14 protein-coding genes are annotated in these 20767 nt (G+C 44.0%); 10 read left to right on the top strand and 4 right to left on the bottom strand.

What is annotated here, in order from left to right; all coding sequences use genetic code 11:
• Positions 1-4 precede the first annotated feature (4 nt).
• Positions 5-1774 (top strand): RagB/SusD family nutrient uptake outer membrane protein, encoded by a 1770-nt coding sequence (locus tag K7A41_RS04375; protein ID WP_265712765.1) that lies wholly within the window; start codon positions 5-7, stop codon positions 1772-1774.
• A gap of 111 nt (positions 1775-1885) precedes the next feature.
• On the opposite strand, the gene K7A41_RS04370 is transcribed toward K7A41_RS04375, so the two are convergent.
• On the bottom strand, positions 1886-2164 hold the full coding sequence (locus K7A41_RS04370) for a DUF4342 domain-containing protein (protein WP_265712764.1): 279 nt from the start codon (positions 2162-2164) through the stop codon (positions 1886-1888).
• A gap of 146 nt (positions 2165-2310) precedes the next feature.
• A complete protein-coding gene (locus tag K7A41_RS04365; RefSeq protein WP_265712763.1) occupies positions 2311-4545 on the bottom strand; it encodes a glycoside hydrolase family 2 protein in 2235 nt (744 codons plus the stop codon).
• Between the two features lie 403 nt (positions 4546-4948).
• Between K7A41_RS04365 and K7A41_RS04360 the strand changes: the two genes are divergently transcribed.
• Positions 4949-6553 (top strand): beta-N-acetylhexosaminidase, encoded by a 1605-nt coding sequence (locus K7A41_RS04360; RefSeq protein WP_265712762.1) that lies wholly within the window; start codon positions 4949-4951, stop codon positions 6551-6553.
• A 69-nt stretch (positions 6554-6622) separates the two neighbouring features.
• Positions 6623-8128, top strand: coding sequence for an alpha-L-fucosidase (locus K7A41_RS04355; protein WP_265712761.1), 1506 nt, complete (start codon positions 6623-6625; stop codon positions 8126-8128).
• Between the two features lie 47 nt (positions 8129-8175).
• On the opposite strand, the gene K7A41_RS04350 is transcribed toward K7A41_RS04355, so the two are convergent.
• A complete protein-coding gene (locus K7A41_RS04350; RefSeq protein WP_265712760.1) occupies positions 8176-8820 on the bottom strand; it encodes an HAD family hydrolase in 645 nt (214 codons plus the stop codon).
• Between the two features lie 268 nt (positions 8821-9088).
• Between K7A41_RS04350 and K7A41_RS04345 the strand changes: the two genes are divergently transcribed.
• From K7A41_RS04345 to K7A41_RS04325, 5 genes are all read left to right on the top strand, one after another.
• Complete coding sequence (locus K7A41_RS04345) at positions 9089-9793, top strand: hypothetical protein (RefSeq protein WP_265712759.1); 705 nt, start codon at positions 9089-9091, stop codon at positions 9791-9793.
• 85 nt (positions 9794-9878) lie between these two features.
• Positions 9879-11840, top strand: a complete 1962-nt coding sequence (locus K7A41_RS04340; protein ID WP_265712758.1) for a hypothetical protein — start codon at positions 9879-9881, stop codon at positions 11838-11840.
• Between the two features lie 181 nt (positions 11841-12021).
• Positions 12022-12822: a tyrosine-protein phosphatase gene (locus K7A41_RS04335; RefSeq protein WP_265712757.1), complete on the top strand. Its 801-nt coding sequence runs from the start codon at positions 12022-12024 to the stop codon at positions 12820-12822.
• A 191-nt stretch (positions 12823-13013) separates the two neighbouring features.
• Positions 13014-14606, top strand: a complete 1593-nt coding sequence (locus K7A41_RS04330; RefSeq protein ID WP_265712756.1) for a DUF3843 family protein — start codon at positions 13014-13016, stop codon at positions 14604-14606.
• A 230-nt stretch (positions 14607-14836) separates the two neighbouring features.
• A complete protein-coding gene (locus K7A41_RS04325; protein ID WP_265712755.1) occupies positions 14837-17314 on the top strand; it encodes a phosphocholine-specific phospholipase C in 2478 nt (825 codons plus the stop codon).
• 96 nt (positions 17315-17410) lie between these two features.
• On the opposite strand, the gene K7A41_RS04320 is transcribed toward K7A41_RS04325, so the two are convergent.
• Positions 17411-17614 carry a TlpA family protein disulfide reductase gene (locus K7A41_RS04320; protein WP_265712754.1) on the bottom strand — a complete coding sequence of 68 codons (204 nt, stop codon included), beginning with the start codon at positions 17612-17614 and terminating at the stop codon, positions 17411-17413.
• Positions 17615-17675: 61 nt separating this feature from the next.
• On the opposite strand from K7A41_RS04320, the gene K7A41_RS04315 reads away from it, so the two are divergent.
• Positions 17676-20030 (top strand): GH92 family glycosyl hydrolase, encoded by a 2355-nt coding sequence (locus K7A41_RS04315; RefSeq protein ID WP_265712753.1) that lies wholly within the window; start codon positions 17676-17678, stop codon positions 20028-20030.
• A gap of 6 nt (positions 20031-20036) precedes the next feature.
• Positions 20037-20759, top strand: a complete 723-nt coding sequence (locus K7A41_RS04310; protein WP_265712752.1) for a basic secretory protein-like protein — start codon at positions 20037-20039, stop codon at positions 20757-20759.
• Positions 20760-20767 lie beyond the last annotated feature (8 nt).

Here is a 20767-nt window from a genome sequence, read left to right as displayed (position 1 = left end):
TAAGATGAAAAAAATATTTTATCCTTTGATTGCCTTCGCGTTGGCGACGGCGTCTTGTAAAAATGTACTGGATATCGAGGATCTGAATTCGGTCAATGAAGATCGTGTCTGGAACGATCCAAATCTAGTGAATGCTTACTTGGCCAATCTATATACCCTGTTCGGAAACTGGAGTAGCGGCGCCGACAATAATTCGCAGCAGCTTGCTGGGATCAATTTTCCTTTGAATGCAGTTACTGTTAACAATTCGGCCTATAAAGCTTGGGACTATACGACGATCCGTAAGATCAATACCGCTATCCAACACGTTAGCGGAAGTACTGGGCTGAATGATGCCACCAAAAAAAATATATTGGGACAGGCGCTGTTCATGCGGGCATATATGTACTTTAACATGGTAAAATATCATGGTGGAGTACCTTATATCACCAAGCCGCAAGGCCTAGAAGAGGATGACCTGAAAGTTCCTCGCAACTCAACCAAAGAGTGCTTTGATCTGATCGTCAAAGATCTGGATGACGCCATGGGTTATTTGCCGATGACGATCGCGAAGGGGGCGGCGGATTACGGTCGCATAGATGGTAACTTCGCTCTCGCTTTCAAAGCCAAGGTGTTGCTGTATAAGGCCTCGCCGCAATTCAATCCTGCAAACCCGTACGGAAACGCGTATTGGGCTGAAGCGCATGCTGTCAACAAGCTGGCTTACCAACAGCTCAAAGCACAGGGATATAGCCTCACGGCGGATTACGCGAATATTGCGCTTGTTGAAAAGGGGCCTGAGGTAGTTTTTGCGGTGATCAACTCTTATCCCAATAAAGTAGCCAACTGGGATAACGGGGTACGTCCGGGGTCGGAGAGCCGGGGGACGGCGAGCGCTGTACCTACCTGGGACTTTGTCAAAGAGTTTCCGATGAAGGATGGCAAACTTTATTCGGATCCGACCAGCAAATACCATAAAACTGATGCACAATTTTTGCAGTCTTACTGGGAAAACCGCGATCCTCGCTTCGATAAGTCAATCGTTTGGAATGGAAAAATCTACGAAGTGTCGGGCAAAACGGGTAAACGGCAATATACATCATTGGGGATAGCAGACGCATTGGACAATTTTGGGGAGAATCCTAACGCCGGAACTACCTCGTCCAACAGAGATCGGTATACGGGATTTTTTATTTTGAAGAACTCCAAGCTCTCGTTACGTCAGACTCAGGTGGAGACACAGTATGACGTCGACTTTGTATTGATGCGTTATGCGGAAGTGATGTTGAATTATGCCGAAACGGCTAATGAAACAGGAGATCTGGCTACAGCTATGTCCATCTTGAAGCAGATCCGCATGCGGGCAGGAATTGAGCCGGGTGCGGACAATAACTATGGCATTGTCGCGAGTAACAGGACCGAAATGCGCGAAGCCTTATTGGCTGAGCGGAATATTGAATTCTGTTTCGAAGGACACCGTTTTTGGGATCTTCGGAGATTGCGTAGACTATCTGTATTGAACAATGCAACGAAGCATGGAGTGGAGGCTATCGCCATCAACGCCAATGGCTCTGAGATGGATCTGAAAGCTGCAGCAAATCTAGCGAAAACTTATCAGTTGAAGGAAAACCAGTTTAAATACAGTGTGCTGCAGGTGCCCAGTACGGGAAATAAGGTTAACTTAGTTCCTGATACTTATTATTTTTTCCCGATCGCGCAATCGGTAATCGATAAGAATCCAAATATCAAACAGAATAAAGATTGGGGCGGAGAGTTTAATCCTACACTAGAATAAGTTGATTTAAATTATGACCTCGTCCCTTAGTCCGCCATCTGGTGGACTAAAGAAACGGGGGCGCCTTGTGGAGCCCCCGTTCTTATTGAGGGAGAGATATTTTTTGCCTAGTTACTTCAATTCAATTAATTTTTGTTTTGCAATACCCTGCTTCTCTTCCTGTAGGATAGCTACCTGAAGATTGCATACCAGTGTTAGAATAATAAGCACAACAAAAGCTACAGGAATGATCAGGCCGATGATCACGGCCAAAAGCAGAGAAATGTTTAAATATTCCTGATCCCTTTTGGATGAAACTTTTAGTCGTGAATTTTTAAATGAGTCAGAAAGATCCTGAAGAGCCTTTGTGATCGTTTTGCCGTTGATGCTGAATGTCGTTTTAGTTGTCATGATCTTTATTATTTTTATGTTTTAATCCTTATTTGATATTTCAAAGGTAGGGCAGATCTGCTGGATGACGTAGCCGCATTAGGTCAATCGGCAGGGAATCTCGGTAAGTGACTTACATTTATCGGTAAATGTCAAAGGGTCCCGGATTAAAGGCCTACATGTTCTGTTTTTGATTGGGTTGGCCCCCCGGCATCTTGTTTATACGCAGGGTCGTAGTTCCAGTTGATACGATCTGTCAACACTTTACCATCCTTTTGAATTACTTTTGCTTCCAGGGTATTTGACCCTTGCTTGAGTCTGACATTTTCAAAGATATAGTGTACGGCTGTTTGTCCTTTTTTTGCGCCTGTAATAGCAGTCCCATTAACAAACAATGTTGGTTCTCCTTTATTCGAATAAACGGTGACAGGAGTCATTTGGTTGCCGCGATTGATCATACGGCGTTGGGTAATATACAGGACCGGCTCCTTGCTCCAATTAGCCTTGTACCAGTAAAATCCGTCTTTTTTTAACTTTCTGTCAAAGGAAACCAATCCCTTATAATTCCTTGGATTAACATTCAGGGCTGTGATCGGCGTGGCAAAATCAAAGGTATTCCAAACATAAGAGCCAAGGAAAATTGGATTTTTGGCGATGACGCCCCAATGAATTTCATGAAATTTGGTCGCATATTCTTCTGGAAAAAAGTATGGATTGCTCCATTGATTGCCAAAATTGCCCACCACCTCGGCCTGATCTTCGGGTATTGCTTCTGCACCGTATTCGGAAAAGATGATTTTGTAGTCTTTAAACTCACGGCTGATTCGTTGGGCCCAGGAAGCTACATCGTCATCCTTTTCGGATTTGTCTTCAAGCTCACCGTTGTACCATCCAAAATAATGATTGATCCCCTGTACATCAGCATTGTTGTTGACAGGATGGTTGATCAGGTTGTATCCACTGACAGAGACCGTATAGCGGTCTGGATCCTCGGATTTGGCTAGATCATTTAATTTACTGGTCAGCTCGACCGTGTAAGCCGTGGGGCTATAAACTTCATTATGCATCCCCCAGATATAAATCGACGGATGATTGAAATTCTGCCGGATCAGTTCTTTTAGCTGTTGTTGGGCATTGTTGTCTTCCAGGGTTGTCACGCGGTTGACAAAAGGAATCTCTGCCCAGACGACCAGGCCTATACTGTCACATTTTGAATAGAAGTATTCCGATTGCTGATAATGAGCTAAGCGAATTGAGGTCGCTCCCATTTCTTTGATGATAGCCAGATCCTCGTCGTGATCGGCGTTGCTTAGTGCAGAGCCCTTGCCCCAGCGGTCCTGGTGGCGGCATACACCATAAAGGGGGTATTTTATGTCATTTAAAAAGAAGCCCTGCCCAGTGCGCAATTCAAATTTGCGAATGCCCAACGGGGTGATCACTTCATCGATGATCTCCCCACCTTTCTTTAGCTGGGTTACCGCACGATAGAGGTATGGATCGTCTAATCCCTGCCATAGGTGTGGAGCTTTGATGGCTAGCTGTTGCGTGATAATCTGTCGGCCTTGTGGCGGCACTGTGTAAGCAGTTGTCTGCTTTGCTTTTATCGTGCCGTCTTTCTCAAAGATCGTAGTGAGCAGTTCAATTGGCTGGGTGCGGCCAGATTTGTTGTCGATTTTCACTTTAACAGCGATATCTGCAGCTTTTTTCGATACATTTTTTTGTGTGATATAGACGCCGTCAGAAGCGAAGTCATTGACAGCAATATGGATATCATCCGTCACGATAAGTTCAACGGGCCGGTAAATGCCGCCATACATCGGGAATAAGGTGTGATTGACCGGAATAACCTGCGGGGTGGCCTCGTTGTTCACTTTGACCAATAGCTCGTTTTCTTGGCCCAGTTGGAGCATGCCGGTCAATTCGAATACAAATGCGGAGTAGCCTCCTTGGTGCCTTCCCACAAAGCTATAATTGCCATTACGCTGACTGTTATCATAAACGATATCGTTTTTACCCTTTTTGGCGGCAAGAGGACTATTGTTCAGGTACACCTCCGTTTGAGTATTGACACCCTCAAATCGAACAAAGATACGTTTTCCCTTCCATTCCGTTTGAGGTACGAAAGTTTTGCGATAGAATGCATCGCCAGTATAAAAACGTTCATTTTTTCCCAGACTTCCAGGCTTGATGTCCTTCTGCTGCATATCCACAGCGTTCCAGGTATGAGGCAGATTAACCAGCTGCCACTTTCCCTCAAATGTGAGGTGATAATCCAGAGGAGATGCGGAGAAAGGGCCTTTTTTGAAAGACCAGTTTGAATTGAATGGAATAACGGTCCTGGCCTGTAAGTTCGCCAAAGTCATTCCAATAAAGAATAGCATATAAAAAATCCTTATGATCATATGGTTTTTAAATTAGGGTAATTGTTTCATTTTCAAATATAGCCAAGAAAAACACAATCGCTAATTTGGCACTTCTTAGGTGTATTTTTATTTGAAAATAAATTGATAATTTCGAGCATAAATTGTTTTACTGGTTATGTTTATTTCTTTATATATGTAATTGTACCCGGTACACTACAACGTTTTCGAGAGTTGCGCAAACGATTGATTGGTAGCGGACTGCAGCGATAACTTAATAATTTCTTTACCATTGTGGTAGCAGATACATGCCGCCCTCAACATGGGGAAGCTTAATGTTCAAACATATAGGCACACTTGTGGCGCTTTCAGTTACATTGGATGACGCGAGTCGGATTCCTACTAATTTTGATGTATTATTGTAAGTTAAAAGACTAATTATCACATGAAAAGTAAATTATTGATTGCATTTATGCTCATACCGCTGTTATTCCAGCAAGCGATTTCTCAAATAGCGATTATCCCTAGACCTTTGAAATATGAAATTAGGAAAAGCGAAATGATCTTATCGGAGCATGTGGGGATCGCTGGGGATGTTAATTTCGAATCGTCGTTGTGGTATTTAAGAAGATTGCTGTTAAATCGATATGGCATCTCAACATATATGGCAGATGAAAAGCAGGCTACAGTTGTCCTAAAGTATGTCAGTGAGCTGGAAAGCGAAGCCTACCGTCTCCAAGTCGGTCAAAAGCAGATAACCGTATTTGCTTCCAACCGAGCTGGTATGATCAATGCTTTGTCCAGCTTGGATCAGTTGATCGCCGCTGCCAAAAGGAAAACCGAGGGTTTTGAATTACCAGCTTTAGAGATTGAAGACAAACCACAGTTCGCCTGGCGTGGCTTTATGCTTGACGAATCCAGGCATTTTTTTGGTAAGGAAAAAGTAAAATCATTATTGGATTGGATGGCCTTCTACAAGCTAAACAAATTTCACTGGCATCTGACGGACGAACCGGCCTGGCGTTTGAGTATTCAGCGGTATCCCTGGCTAACACAAATAGGGGGGATTGGTAATTATCTGAACCCGTATGCTCCATCACAATATTATAGTCAAGCTGATATCAGCGAGATCATATGCTATGCAGCTGAACGAAACATTGAGGTGATTCCTGAAGTGGATATGCCGGGGCATGCTACTGCTGCCAACCGGGCTTATCCATTTTTGTCCGGCGGTGGAAACGATAGACACCCTGACTTTACCTTCCATCCGGCTAAAAATTCGACATACACGTTCTTAACAAACGTTTTAAGGGAGGTGAAATCCCTGTTTCCTAGCGATTACATACATTTAGGCGGTGATGAGGTTGCTTTTGGCAGTGATGCCTGGAATAACGATAGCAAAGTTCAAGAACTTAAAAGAGCAGTGGGATTAAAGAATAACAAGGAGGTAGAAGACTATTTTATTCGTCGCATGGCAGATTCTGTAGCTGGCATGAGCGGAAAAATCATTGTCTGGGATGAGATGGCAGATGCTGGCCTTTCTGTGGATCGTACTGTCATGATGTGGTGGCGCCATGATAAGCCCGAACAGCTGAACAAGATATTGAACAAGGGGTATGGGGTCATATTGACTCCCAGACTGCCCATGTATTTCGATTTTGTACAACAAGAAGATCACCAGTATGGTCGTAGGTGGGGAAAAGACTTTAATCCTTTGATCAAGGTATACAATTTTGCCGGAAGCGAATTGGATAGTTTGGGAGTGAAGAAAAAACAGGTTCTGGGTATTCAGGCCAATCTTTGGACGGAGACCGTAACCAATATCAGCCGGCTGGATTATCTGGTATTTCCACGAATCGCTGCATTGGCCGAGGCGGCTTGGACGCCGGGACCGATGCGTAATTTTGAACAATTTTCAACTACGCTGAAAAAGCATCTACTGCTCTACCGGGACCAGGGTCTTTATTACTTTGATCCCTTTAAGGGAAGCAATCCCGAGCCTGCTGTGATCAAAACATCGCAGAAACAATATATTGATAATCCGAACTAACGAAAATTTCTAAAAATCTGGCTGTTGTGGTAAGTATCTTACCTGTTTTTCGGCCATAAAAAGACGTACATGAAATACAATAAATTGATTAAAGCACTGCTTCTTGGTGCGGCATTCATTAATATGCCGGCAGTTTTTTCACAATGGACTGGTCCCCGTAAGAAAGTTGAGAAAAGAATAGACGTTAAGTATGGTCCCTTGACTCCGGCCCATCGCACAGATGCAGCGATGGAGCGGTTCCGAAACTATGGACTAGGACAATTTATCCATTGGGGTCTGTACGCTATCCCCGGTAATGAATGGGAAGGGGTGAGCGCAAGAAAGGGAGCAGCAGCTTCAGAGTGGATACGCACCTGGAGTGGACCTACGGCTCCAAAAGATTGGAAGAATATCTATGATCATTTATACAAGCAATTTAATCCTCGCGGATTCGATGCCAAGGTCTGGGCCAAACAAGCTAAGGAGATGGGAGCAAGATACCTAATTTTCACCACGAAGCATCATGATGGTTTTGCGCTTTGGCCTTCAAAGTATACGGACTATACAATTAAGAAGAGCCCATATAAGAAGGATATCGTGAAGCAAGTTGTAGATGCTTATACGGCAGAAGGTATTGATGTATTTTTGTATTTTTCCATTATGGAATGGAATAATCCCAATTACTTCTCAAAAGCCCCGTCAACACCTGAGGAAAAAGTTAAGTTTGATAAATTTTTGGCCTATACCCGCAACCAATTGTTGGAGCTTCTCGACAACTACCCCGAGATTAAAGGCTTTTGGTTTGACGGCACTTGGGATCAATCCTGGATTCAAGCCTACGATTTTACATATAAGCTGGAAAAAGAGCTTCGTGAAAAACATCCCAAATTAATTATTGGCAGTCGATTCAGGAATGATGAATATGGCAAACGGCATTTCGACTCCAATGGTGATATGTTGGGCGATTATGAGCAGGGCTGGGAAAGGAAAATGCCGAAGGAATTTGAATGGCTTGAAGGACGTGATTGGGACTGTGTGATGACTATACCGCCCAACGGTTGGGGTTATATGAAGGATTGGTCGGGAATTTATACTAAAACTTCGGATGACTTGATCGATATGCTAATGAACTGTGTCTCAATGAATGGGAATTTCGTGTTGAACTTTGGCCCAGATGGAAATGGTCAAATGCACCCTGAAGAAGATAAGTTGGCGAAGGAAATTGGCGACTGGATTAAAATTAATGGAGAAGCTGTCTATGGTGTACGGCATGCCGGCCTTGCACCGTCCAAATTAGGATACTTTACCAGAAAGGAGGATAACTTATATCTGACTGTGTTTAACCGGCCTGTCAATAATATCGTGCGTATTGCTGTGCCAAAGAATTCTACCGAGGTGCCAACCACAGCTATATTGCTGCAAAATGGACAAGCACTGGAATTGAAGCATGCTGACATTGGTTTGGACCTTGACAAAAATACGTATTATGATGTTGCTCTTCCCGAAACATTTGTTTCAAAAAAGGCTTTTGTCCTGAAAATGACATTAGGCAGTCCAAAAACACAAAGTGAGAAGTTGATGGATGCCAAAATGTAGTGATTTTGAAATGTGAGAGAAAGGAACTTCGTCGAAGTTCCTTTCTTTTATAGGATATCCAACAGTTGTTGGGGCTGATGTATAATATAATCTGCGCCATGTTGCCTTAGCTCGTCCTCTTCACGAAAGCCCCAGGTTACACCAATGGCAGTTACCCCTGCATTGGCCGCGGTGTCCATATCTACCGAAGAGTCTCCTACATAATAACAGTCTTTTTTTGCTATATTCAATGTATGGAGTGTATCTAGCACGATATCGGGGTCCGGCTTGGCCGGCCGTCCGGTGCGATGGCCTAAGATAAGATCAAATGAAATATTCGGAAAATACTGCGCCATCAAGGGTATAACAGCCTCGTGATATTTATTGGATGCAACCGAAATGAGGTAGCCTAAGGATCTTAACCTTTCCAGTAAAGGCACAATACCTGTGTAAGGCTGTGTATGCGATACAGGCTTATTTTCATAATACCTTTTAAAGGCGCTTAATAAAGTTGTGATTGTGCTTTCTATGCGTGCTTGTTCGGGAAGCGCGCGTTCGATGAGTTTCTGTACACCATTGCCTACAAATTTCTTATAAGCCGATAGTTCGTGAACAGGATATCCGTACTGTTGCAGTATTGTATTGCAACTATCTCCCAGGTCTTGTAAAGTGTCAAGCAACGTGCCGTCGAGATCAAATATAATAAGCTTCATGAGGCTAATCTAGTAAAAAACGATGATTGTTAAGGATCTAGTATGTCGTTTGTCTATGTTTGTTACGCGCCGGAGGAAGCGATCATCAGGAGATGAACTGTGACTCCATTGCAACTGGCAGCCCCTAGCTCCTAAATTTTCCCTGAAATCAGCTAGAAAAAAACATTTTCGCTTTTCATAAATTTGTTGAATAAAAAATAGCACAATCTTTGCTTGTCTTGCGGGGCATATATTGATTTGACAGATTATTGATCGTTACCACATTATAATGGCAAAAATATTTAAAGCGAAAAGTATATGGGGCAGATGTTATGTGATTACCTGTGCGCTGCTCCTGACGGTGTCTTTATCCAGCTGTTTTGACTTTGTCGAACAGATCGATTTAAAATCCAATGGCTCAGGACATATTGCGGCTACATTGAATTTAAGTAAAAGCAAAACAAAAGTAGCCTCCCTGATGAAGATGAAGAGTATAAAGGGGATAAGGATACCTTCACAGACTGAAATAGAAAAGGAGATCAAAGCAGCCGTCGATCTTCTGAAACAGACCAAAGGAATTACCAACGTGAAATATCAGACTGATTTTTCCAATTATATCGTTAATATCTCCTGCGATTTTAGTCAGATAGAATCACTCAACGCCTTTTCGGATATTTTGGCCAACCGGTTTAAGACGAAGATCTCAAACGTCAACAGATATTATTATGATGCGCAGAACCGTGTTTTTGAACGCAAGTTTGTGACATCTGGGCAATGGAAAACGAAATTCAGCCAGTTGGGCAGCGATAATACCGCACAGTTTGCCGACGCGTTTTACACACAGATTGTCCGTTTCGACAGGGGGATCATGACACAGGCCAATGCCAAAGCAAAAGTTGCAGGCAATAAGAAGGGCGTGCTTGTGAAATTGCCGTTCACGGACCTGGTATATGGCAAATCTACTTTAGCAAATAAAATTACCTTAACAAAATAGCGGATGTGAAACCTATAGGTAAGTCATAGCGACCTCGGCGGTCTTGATTTACATGGATTCATTAGTGATAAAAAACAACGAACAGATGAAATTGAAATTTTTATTAACGGGATTGGCGTGCTTATCGTTCATGGGCGGGCTGAAATCGCAGGAATTGATCAAGCAGATACCCGCAGATGCTGGCCTTATGGCTGCATTCAACATAAAGGAGATTGTCCAGAAGGCCAACGCGGATAAGTTGAATCAACTGCTTCAGAAAGCGGGTCTTTTCAAACAAATTGAAAAATCCGGTGCGACAGTAGGGCAGGATATCAAGAATTTAGGCATCGACTTATCGCAAAATGCGTATTTCTATACGCGAAACACAGACAGTGTGGATTTTTACGAATTCATATTCCCTCTGGCCGATAAAACACAGTTCGAAAAGTTGCTGCTTGATGCCGGGGAACCTCGTCCGTTTGCCAACGGATACACCCGCGTAGGCATGAAGCCGGGCAGTATGCTGATCTATAATGACCGGATCGCCCGTTTTATTTCGGCTTCCATAGAAAGCTCATTTTTTGAGGATGATTCTGTTGCAAGCCGTTATGGCATAAAGAAAGTTACTTATATGCCTCCAGCTGGGGATTATGGGGAAGTAGACTCAGCGGCAGTCCCGGTAGATTCCACGGCGGCGATTATAGAGGAAGGTGAAAAGATGCTGGAGGTGCCTATGCCGCCAGTACTGGAAGGCGCGGAGCCTGATACGATCGTGACCGATATGGAAGAGATGGCAGCTGATGCTGCCGCTGAAGCGGTGGAAATGCATGATCCGGCCTATTATGACTCGCTTTACACCGATTACGAAGATCAAAACCGAAAAAATGACTCCATCCGGAATGCGTTGCGTGATCAATGGCTGGAGGCCGAGGCAACGCGGCTGCTATCTGGGACCCTCACACCATTGTCCATGGCTGATCAGCACAAGGTGGCGAAAGATCTGGGATTGATCCGCTTATATGTGCCGCGTGTGGAAGAGCTTTATCGTGGGCTTCTGTCGTATAAAACCATTCCTTATCTATATATGGGTGTTGATATGGAAAAATTCAGGACTGGATATCAGGATGGGGTGCTGGATTTGCTACAGGACGGAAATGTCCTGAAATTACGGGGCTCCATTGGTTTGGACCGTGAACTCGCGGAGATGTGCAAACGCCTATATGCTCAGAAGCCAAATCGCAGGTTCAGCAAGTATCTGACCGATAAAACCCTTGGCTTCTTCAATTTCAATATGAATTCAGAAGCCTATCTGCGTGAAATGCCGGCCTATGCAGCCAAATACTATGGTGGGCTGCTCGGTGCGAAAAAAGACATCGTGGAGTGGGGAATGCTGGCGCTGCAGATTGCACTGGATGAAAAAGCAATTGCACAGGTGATGCCCGGCGATCATCTTGTTGTGGTCAACGGGCTGCGTAAATTTAGAAGAGAATATATCGACTATAGCTATGATGAGGATTACAATGCAACGGAAGTAAAAAAGACAAAAGAGGAAACGCTTCCGGTCTTTATCTGGATGTTTACCTCCAAAGATCAACGGTTGTTTAAAAGAGGGCTGGATATGGCCGTTGCCAAATCCATTGGGCGGATAGAAGATGGCATCTATGCTTTTGCAGCCAAAAAAGCCGTAGATTTTCCGATGTATGTGCTTTTAAAAGATGATTTGGTGATGGTGAGTAATGACTCCTTATCCCTACATGATATCCATCACAACAAGATGGCTGCGGTCCCGAATAAAGAGTTTATCAAACTGATGAAACAAAATAAAATGGCAGCAGCGTTTGATCTGCAGAAGCTGCCGGCGATGTTGCAGGAAATGGGCGTGAACCCGGGACGACAGCTGCAACAGACCATGGAGCAGCTAAATCAGTATGGCAGCACGGCAATTACGTCAAAAGGTATTGTGGCCAACCGCATGGAGGCAGAAATGTCAACGAAATTGCCACAGACGAAGGATGGGGCCATCAGCTATTTGATTGACCAAATTCTCTTGGAGATTGGCCGTAATTAGCATTGTAGATTGCATCAAACAAAATTAACCTTGATGAGTTTGATGCAATTTTTGTAATATTATGGTTATATTTTTATAATGTTGATACAACATTGTTATGAAATACGCCGATTAATGCTACTTTTGTTGTTTATTATTGATAAATAATAATAAACAACTAAACAATATTACGCTTTTCATTATGGGGATATTTTCAAAACTGTTTGGAAACAAAACTCAAGATTCTAAAATAAAGGTTATTGGCAAGCTAGCTTTTTTGGAAGTTGATATGCATAACCATATTCTTCCGGGCATAGATGATGGATGTCAATCTGTCGAGCAGTCCATCGACCTGTTGAAGGGCTTGGGAAGGATGGGCTTTGAGAAATTTATTTGTACACCACATATTATGGAAGGTGTTCACCCCAATTCAGCTGTTACCATTGAAGGCGCTAAAGACCAGCTGGTCAAGGCGATCAAAGGGATCCCCCATCCACCTGAAATTTTTCATGCTGCTGAGCACATGATCGATGATGGGATTGCGAGGTTGATTGATGCGAATGAATTGTGTGTTATACCGGGTGGTTACGTGCTGATCGAGATGTCTTATCTACAGGAGTCAAAGGCCTTGTTCAAGACCATTCTGGACATTCAGAACCTGGGCTATCAGCCCATATTGGCCCACCCCGAACGCTACAATTATTACCATTATAATTTTAATATGTATAAGCAGATAAAAGATGCTGGCTGTATGCTGCAGCTGAATCTGCTTTCTATCAGTAGGTATTATGGTGTTGAAGTGAAATCTGCTGCGCTGACGATGATCAAGTCGGGTATGTATGATTTTGTCGGTACAGATGCTCATCACAGCCGGCACTTGGCCGCACTGGAAGATGTAGTGGCTAAATATCCCGTGCGAGATCTGCTCAAGACCTGTACCATTCTCAACCCTACGCTCCAGGATCATCTAGGTAATACCAACAACGTAATAGCGGCGGGTTAAAGATCGCAAATATTGAATAAACAAAAAAGATGCCCATTCAGGCATCTTTTTTTGTTGATGGTGATTTCGCTATGAAGTAGTATGCGGATCTCTCTGATTGCATAAAATTGCATTATTTTTCGCAGCTGTTTGTGCGCCGTCATCATGGATATTTCGAAAATTTGGCTACTTTTGGATTTAGCATTTTTCATATGAGAGGAAACAGAATTTTTATTCAGGATTGGATTGCACACCATACTTACCAGAAGACAAATGAAATAGATAGTTATTATTTGAAAGTTGCAAATGAGATCAATGATAATCTGTCCACTTTGTGGTTTGAAGATTCGGAAACCAATGATTTGATCCACACAGACGCGTTAAGAACATTGAGTATTTACCTTACCTGCTATTTAGAAGATGTCATTGCGAACGCGGGGATATTTGCAGCCTTCAGAAGCATCCATAAAGAATTGTACAATCAATTCTTACCTTTCTACCAGGATGATAACCTTGCCGACTACTATCCGGAAGATATCAATAGTGAAGATGTGGCGGTGCTGACCTGGCTATTTTTTAGTGAACGTAATCCGCATCTTTTTATCGACCCCCATGGCCGTTTGATACAATTGGTAACAGATCTGGCCTATGCGGTTTTGGAGACACATTACGAAGTTGCTCCGGAAAATGCAAAGTTAAGATTGGAATATACACTAGGTGAAGAAGCCAGCTATTTTGAGGTACGCAACTTTATCGAGAAGCTTGTTGCGACCAATTACCTGACTGCGGGTGAATATAATACGAACCTGAACCAGCTGATGCATGTTGCTGAGGTAGGCCGTTACCAGCATGATCAAGCGCAACTGCAGCAGATGGTCTACCGCGTGCGGGACAATCATTTCAATAATTACAGGCTTCATCTATTTGCGCTGAAGTCGTCAGAGTTTGCGGCGGCGGTAGTCGGACCGCAGCACGGACTCTATCAGACAGTCAAAACATTAGGCGACCGTATCCATAGCTTTTTCTCGTATATCAAAGCAGACGAGCAGTTTGTGCATGTTAAGCATATGGGGACGAAAGTGCCTTTCAAGATTTATAGGGATTCTATCCAGGAGTTTGTGGAGCCCACAGAGCCTATATCTTTTTATATGGAAATTGTACCCTGGAAAGATGCCTGGAACCTTTCTGGAATTATGACGGTTGTCGGGCCTGAGGAAATCAATTTTGATCTGCCGGAGCAATATGAGATGACGTATCGGATTGAAGCCATGCAAGGCAAGGACAAGAGCCTGAAAAAAAACGAGAAACAACTTCGGGATATGGGCAAGCTGTTCCAGTCCAAACAAGGGGCAGCAGTAGCGTTTATGGAGGGTAAGGACGTAAAAGCATTTGCAGAAGAATTCTTTAAAACCTATCAGCAAAAATACCCGGATAAAGAAGATTCTCCTTTACCGGAATCTAATTTAGATATCGCGGATGAGGCAAAAGTTACGCTTTTCTTTAATCCCAAAACAGGACTTGAAGTATTCGGGGGAATAGAGGAGTTTTTCCCGCTGCCGCATAACCCCTTTATTGAAAAGGAAGGTGATGATAAGGAAACTACCTTGCCTTTCGCTCGTTATTTTCTGAATCTTTTGGTCGAGGACTTTTTCCCGAGTGAGCTACCTAAGTATTATGCGGCTCTATTTAAAGCGGAAGTTGACAAGCAATTTTTCTTTCCGCTAGAAGAAAATGTACTGGATTTCTTCCTACGGTTTTATAAACGCGGCAGCTATTTCCTTGGGCCGTTTCCACTGCTGAAATAAAGAATCTTTTAGTCAGCATCCAGCGCTTAATGAGCGCTACATTGCGGTGGGATGATGATCAAAGAAAAGGACCAGATCCATGAGGTACTGGTCCTTTTTTATGCATAAGGGATCTGCCTCAATCGATTGCGTTGCTGTTTGTTAAAATCGTTACACAAAAAAGCGACTGTTAATAGATATATTCGCTATGAAACCAATGTATTTATAGGAGAAAACAAGAATTTGCAGTTATGGATAGTAGAAGAGATTTTATCAAGAAGGCATCTTTATTGGCCGGCGTTTTTGGTTTTCAGAACGCAGTCCCAGAGGCGATACAGCGTGCATTAGCTATTGAACCTGTTGCTGGAAGCAGCTTTTTAGATGCCGAACATATCGTTCTTTTGATGCAGGAAAACCGTTCCTTTGATCACAGCTTCGGAACCTTGCGGGGAGTCCGCGGATTTAATGATCCCAGGGCGATCAGACTGCCTTCCGGCAACCCCGTATGGTTGCAATCCAGCGATTCTGGCACCACCTACTCTCCCTTTCGCTTAGATATCAAGAATTCGAATGCCGCCTGGACAGGCAATCTGCCTCACTCCTGGGAAAATCAGATGGCGGCCAGAAATAAAGGTAAACATGATAACTGGATCGAGGCAAAACGTCCGGGAGGGAAAGTCTTAAGTGAAATACCGCTGACCATGGGCTATTATACCCGCGAAGACATTCCCTTTTACTATGCGTTGGCGGACGCCTTCACTATATGCGACCAACATTTTTGTTCCTCTATCACGGGGACAACGACAAACCGTCACTTTTTTTGGACCGGCACCTGCGTGCCAGAGCCGGGTGCCAAGCCTTTGGTTCGCAACTCCGATATCTATTTCAACCGGTGGGCGCATTGGAAAACATATCCTGAACGGTTGGAGGAAGCGGGAATCACCTGGAAGGTATATCAGAATGAAGTCAGTATGGAAAGTGGTCTCGATGGCGAGGAATTGCTCGGTAACTTTACCGACAATAATCTTGAATGGTTTGCCCAATATCATATCGGATTCAAAAAGAGTCATCTGGAATTTATGCGTAAACGAGTGGCCGAATTGCCCGCTGAGATTCAGGAGATCGAGCGGTCTCTATCTGCCGGTACGGCCGAGAGCGTTCAGAAAAGTAAGAATAAGCTTAAACAAAAGCAGGAGCAGCTGAAGAGTTACAGCGCGAAGCTAAATAGATTCACGGAGGATGCGTACCAGCAGCTGCCCAGGTCACAAAGAGCACTACATGAGAAAGCCTTTCAGACCAATGAGGCGGATCCTTATTACCGCGAAACCACTACAGTGACTCACGAAGGAGAGCAGATCAAGGTGCCGAAGGGAGATGTATTGTATCAGTTTAGAAAAGATGTAGTGTCAGGTCACTTGCCAACCGTATCGTGGCTCGTGGCTCCGCAATGTTTCTCGGATCACCCCAGTGCACCGATGTATGGCGCTTGGTACGTATCGGAGATTTTGAATATTCTGACTGAAAATCCGGAAGTCTGGAAGAAAACAATTTTTATCCTCAACTATGATGAGAATGACGGTTATTTTGACCATGTGCCACCGTTCGTTGCTCCTGATCCAGCCGATCCTCGATCAGGTAAAACCTCGGCCGGATTGGATTACAGCGGTGAATATGTGAGTTTGGCACAGGAACTGGCGGATGGCGAGAAAAAGGAGAATGCTACCGAAGGGCCTGTCGGACTGGGGTATCGGGTTCCGTTGATTGTTGCATCACCTTGGTCCCGGGGCGGCTGGGTAAATTCCGAAGTGTGTGATATCACCTCTACTATCCAATTTATGGAGTATTTTTTTGCGCATAAACTGGGTAAGCAGGTGGAGGAAAACAATATTAGCTCATGGCGTCGTGCTATTACGGGTAATCTGACTTCGGTATTCCGGAAGGCGGATGCTGTAGATCCTGTGGATTTGCCATTTTTGGACCGTAATCAGCAAATTTATGATATTGACCGTGCGAAGGCCAAGCCGCTGCCGAATAACTTTCATGTGTGGACCGCCGAGGATATGGAAAAGTTGCGGTCTCTGGGACACTCTGAGCTATTGGCAAGGCAGGAGAAAGGACAGAAAAATTCTAGCGCGCTAGCTTACGAGCTTTATAGCGATGCCACTGTCGATGCCACTGGCGGCAAGATAGCGATTACGATGAGGGCGGGAAACAAGGTGTTCGGAAGTCAATCACTAAACAGCCCTTTTAACGTTTATAGCGGTTCAGGTTATAAAGATGGCGTGAGTTTTTGGCCTTTTGCCGTGGTTGCGGGAGAATCATTAAACTTTGAATGGGATCTAGCTGACTTTAAAGAGGGCTATTATGATCTAACGGTCTATGGTCCGAATGGCTTTATGCGTGGATTTAAAGGTAAGGATGAGCCCCTTTCGGTTGTGGCTACCTATGAGATCGGGAAGAAAGGCGTCCCGACAGGAAATGTCATTGTAGAGGTGAGCAATCAAGGCGAAAAACCCCTGCCTGTGCAAATCAAAGATAATGCATACAGCAGCTGGAAAAAGAATGCCGTAGTCGGCGCCGGCCGATCGGTAAGATGGATTGTGGAGTCCCATCAGGTTGAGGGATGGTATGACGTTTCGGTACAGATCTCGGGAAGCCAATATGTGCGTCAATTTGCCGGGCGTGTAGAGACAGGCAAACATTCCAAAACTGATCCGCAGTTGGGTTAACCAAGGCCATAGAATGCAAGCAGAATACAGATCTGTGTTTGTTAGAAATCCCCCAGTTGTTGAATGCTGGGGGATTTTGGTATGATTGGCAGACAGTTATTTTTTTATCCATTCTTCGAGCAGCACTTTTAGCTTGGGATCGCTCGGGCGTGGGCTATCCGCTGAAATCAGGTTGCCGGCTTTGTCTATCAATAGGTAGCGTGGGATACCATTTACTTTATAAGGACGAGTATGGTATTCAGTTTTTGTAAAAATCATAAGACGGAAGGCTGGGAAAAACTTCCGTTTTTTTGAATTCATATTCTTTTTTATATCTTTACTAATACGTTTTAGTACAAAAATTTTTATATACTCCTAAATAATGAAGAAATCATTTAGTGTTTTTCTGGGCTCATTGTTGTCTTTGGGTTTGTTTTGCGCAAAACCGGTTTTGGCTCAGAAATTTCGAGGACAGCAAATTGAGGCTGTCGATCTGGTAAATCCGTTGATGGGTACGGAGTCCAAATTTGAGCTCTCCAACGGTAATACTTATCCCGCTATTGCGAGACCGTGGGGGATGAATATGTGGACACCGCAAACCGGCAAAAATGGGGATGGCTGGCAGTATCAGTATACTGCCGATAAGATCCGCGGTCTTAAACAAACGCATCAGCCTTCACCCTGGATGAACGATTATGGTGTTTTCTCGATTATGCCCGTTACCGGTAAACCTGTTTTTGATCAAGATGAGCGGGCGAGCTGGTTTTCTCATAAAGCGGAAATTGTAAAACCTTATTACTACTCGGTTTACCTGGCTGATCATGATGTCACTGCGGAGATGACACCGACCGAACGTGCAGCCATGTTCCGGATCTCCTTCAACAAGACTGATGATGCCTATATTGTTTTGGATGCCTACGATAAAGGATCTGAAGTGCAGATTATCCCTGAAAAAAATATGATTATCGGTTATTCGTCGAAATATGCCCGTGGTCCGTTGCCGGAGAATTTTCGGAATTATTTTGTTCTTGTCTTCGATCAGCCCTTTGCTAGCGTAGCGACATGGGAAGGAAAGGAGAAGAAAAATGGGCAATTGCAGATTAAAGGAAACCACACCGGAGCAATCGTCGGTTTTAAGATCACAGATAAGTCTAAACCTGTTCAGGTCAAAGTAGCTTCTTCTTTTATCAGTGCTGAGCAGGCGATGTTGAATTTGAATGAACTCGGCAATAAATCGTTCGATCAGATTAAGGAGGATGGCCGTCAGATCTGGAATGCGACGCTGGGTAAGATTAAAGTCGAGGGAGATGATATTGATCAGCTGCGTACATTTTATTCGACAATGTACCGCACCTTGTTTTTTCCGAATAAACTATATGAGATCGACGCCCAGGGCAAGATTGTCCATTACAGCCCCTATAATGGCAAGACGCTACCGGGTTACCTGTTTGGCGGAACAGGTTTTTGGGATACCTTTAGAGCCTTGTATCCTTTCTTAAATTTTATGTATCCTTCCATTAATAAGGAGATGCAGGAAGGGTTACTCAATGCGTATCTGGAGGGCGGTTTTCTGCCTGAATGGAGCAGCCCCGGATATGCTGATATTATGGTCGGTAACAACTCTGCTTCGGTCGTTTCGGATGCTTATATGAAAGGTCTTCGGGGCTATGATATCGATAAGCTGTACGAGGCACTGCTACATGGAGCAAATCATGAAGGGCCAATGACTGCTGTCGGACGTAAAGGAGTGGACTATTACAATAGCCTGGGGTATGTGCCATATGATGTTAAAATCAATGAAAATGCCGCCCGTACATTGGAATATGCCTATGATGACTTTACGATCTATCAGCTGGCCAAAGCGCTCAACCGTCCAAAAGCAGAAATTGATCTGTATGCAAAACGTGCACAGAACTATAAAAATCTTTTTGATCCTTCCACAAACCTGATGCGTGGCAAAAATAAGGACGGAAAATTCCAGACACCTTTCAATCCACTCAAATGGGGAGACGCATTTACGGAAGGAAATAGCTGGCATTATTCCTGGAGTGTCTTCCACGATGTGAAGGGATTGATTGATTTGATGGGGGGCGAGAAAACCTTTGTCAATATGCTGGATTCGGTATTTGTTCAGGCTCCTGATTTCGATGATAGTTATTATGGTGGTGTGATCCATGAAATCCGTGAAATGCAGGTGGCCAACATGGGACAGTATGCGCATGGCAATCAACCCATTCAACATATGCCTTATTTGTATAATTATGCTGGTCAGCCATGGAAAACACAATATTGGGTACGTCAGGTCATGGACAGGATGTACAAACCCACTCCTGACGGTTACTGTGGTGATGAAGACAATGGACAGACTTCAGCCTGGTACGTGTTTTCGGCTCTGGGATTCTACCCTGTCTGTCCAGCGACGGATGAGTATGTACTAGGAGCTCCTTTGTTTAAAAAGGCCACGTTAACTTTTGATAATGGCAAAACCCTGACTATAGATGCTCCAAAGAACTCAAGTGAAAATATATATGTCAATGCCCTGCAGATGAATGGCCAAAGTTATGGTAAAAACTGGTTGAGTCACAAGGCTCTGCACGAGGGGGGAGACCTGCACTTTGACATGGCATCGGCACCTAATTACAATAGAGGCAACACGGCAGATGCTGCTCCTTATTCGATGTCCAACGAGCTGAAGATGGGTGCACCTAAGGCGACTAAGTCAAAAAAGAAAAAATAATAAGCCATGATGAACGTTAAATTTTTGAACACGGCTTTTGCTGCCCTGGGTCTTCTGTTTTCCTTTTCGCTTTCTGCGCAGGATAACTGGCAGCATACCGAAAACGACCGGAAGGTTGCGGTCGAAGTTGACAGTATCACCAAAGGCGGTTATACCTTGATCTGGATAAATAAAGACAAGGATTTTAATCCGGCGCTGAAGGTGAGATTGCAGGATGCGTATTTCACGAATTACCCTAAGCTGGCCAAAAAGTATAACCCGAAGACGATAAAAAAAGTGTCATTTGTCATTGATCCTGATTACAAAGGTGTAGCGGCAACAGCGGGTGGAATCGTTAGGTATAGCCCTGCCTGGTTTGCCAAAAATCCGGGCGATATCGATGTGGTGACGCATGAAGTCATGCATATTGTGCAAGCTTATCCGGAAGGTGCCGGCCCTTGGTGGATAACTGAGGGAATTGCCGATTTTGTGCGTTTTGAGGATGGTCTGGATAATGCCGGAGCAAACTGGAAACTGCCCGAATTTACGGAAAAACAGAAGTACACCGATTCGTACCGTACTACAGCACGATTTTTTTATTGGATCAACAAGCATATAAAGAAGGATTTTGTTAAAAAATTGGACGCGGCCATGCGCAATAAAACCTATAACGAGGGTTTTTGGAAAATGCAGACGGGAAAGACTATTGATGAGTTGTGGGCAGCTTACAGCCAAAATCCGACGATCTAATTCTGAAG

Origin of the sequence: Sphingobacterium sp. InxBP1 (assembly GCF_026191775.1) — a bacterium.
Lineage (GTDB): Bacteria > Bacteroidota > Bacteroidia > Sphingobacteriales > Sphingobacteriaceae > Sphingobacterium > Sphingobacterium thalpophilum.
Note: the sequence above shows the minus strand (reverse complement) of the source record. Positions and strands in the feature narration are given on the sequence as shown.